Genomic DNA, 941 nt, shown 5'->3' on the forward strand with positions numbered 1-941 from the left:
ACCGCATGTTGTCAAGTCAAGTGCAACAAGTTGATTGATAACTAGAGATCCAGAGGTTAAGCTATTTGGGCTATCCCAAATAGGAATTTTGAAGATTGGTATTGAAGAAGTCGTCTCGGGCGCTCATTGATGGCTGTGATATAGTTGTCAAGTTCTTCAGAGGTTAGTGAATTAAAAGAGTTTCCTTTAGGGATATATTCTCTGAGGAGACCATTGAAGTTCTCATTTGTACCTCTCTCATGTGAAGAATATGGATGTGCAAAGTAAACATCAACAGCTTCCAAGTCTGAGAGTAAACTAAATTCAGAACCATTATCAGCTGTAATGGATGCAATAGGATACTGACTTGTAAGTTGTTTGACAGCACAATTAATGGTATGGGACTGTTTGTCTTCTAGCTTAACTCCTAGTGCATAGCGTGTCTGGCGCTCTACCAAAGTCAAAACAACAGCTTCACCTTTGGTTTTCTTTCCAAGAACCAAGTCAATCTCCCAATGACCAAATTCAGAACGGTCATTGATACACTCAGGACGTTCTTCGATAGACTGACCTAAAGTTTTCTTATTCGTCTTAATGACTGGCTTAGAACGTTTCCTGATACTGACCATCTTAGGTAAATCGATTGGTTTTATAACTAACAGCCCCTCTTTGATATAGCGATAAATGGTTTTGGTAGAGGGAACAACCTCCTCAGGATGATTTGCTTTATAAGTCTGAACGAAACTATCTACGCTATGAAGACGAATTTTAGCTTTCAAGGCATATCCTAATTGCTCAATGAATTTAGCGGAGCAGTCATTCAACTTGAGATAAGAGCACTTTTGACGATTGGATTCATAGACACGCTGTCCGCTATCAGCGAAATAGGCACTGAAATAGGTACGTTTCCCTTTCTTTCCTCTACCTGATCCACCGAACCACGTTTGATTTCACATGTGGAG

At 40.0% G+C, this 941-nt stretch carries 1 pseudogene; it reads right to left on the bottom strand.

Annotated features, from left to right (window positions below):
* Window positions 1-56: 56 nt before the first annotated feature.
* A pseudogene (locus BN1356_RS12410) lies at window positions 57-941 on the bottom strand (IS30 family transposase); the annotation flags it as partial.

Source organism: Streptococcus varani, from assembly GCF_001375655.1.
In the GTDB taxonomy this organism is placed as follows: domain Bacteria; phylum Bacillota; class Bacilli; order Lactobacillales; family Streptococcaceae; genus Streptococcus; species Streptococcus varani.